The 364-nt window shown below is 45.3% G+C and carries 1 pseudogene; it reads right to left on the bottom strand.

The window, feature by feature from the left end:
- Positions 1 to 297 (bottom strand): annotated as a pseudogene (locus ciss_RS07595) (DDE transposase); the annotation flags it as partial.
- Positions 298 to 364 lie beyond the last annotated feature (67 nt).

The raw sequence follows: 364 nt of genomic DNA, 5'->3' as shown, positions 1-364 counted from the left end.
AACATCTAATCTGCTGTTCACTCGTTCTACGCTGGTACGTTTTTTGTACTCTCTTTCCCACTTGTAGCTTGCCCGATCTATCGGCGTGAAGATCCTTCGGTCTTCCTTTAATGGGATTCGAATCCCTTGAACTACCGGACACGTTTCTTGCCCTTCGCAGGTTATTCCGTACTGCTTGGCTGGACACAATTTCTTCAATGTGTTTCGGTCTTTTTCAAAGCCTCCGTTTGCCATTTCTCTCCGGGTGTTTGTTTTCGGGCAATAACAATAAACGTTACCTTTGTAGTTATATGCCACATTGGTCTTTCCCCTGAGCAAGCGGGTTTCGTCTTCGTCTTTCCACATGTTCCGTATGTCTATGACT

The sequence above is a fragment of the Carboxydothermus islandicus genome (assembly GCF_001950325.1).
In the GTDB taxonomy this organism is placed as follows: domain Bacteria; phylum Bacillota; class Z-2901; order Carboxydothermales; family Carboxydothermaceae; genus Carboxydothermus; species Carboxydothermus islandicus.
The sequence above is the reverse complement of the archived record's forward strand: the minus strand, read 5'-3'. Positions and strand labels throughout refer to the sequence as shown.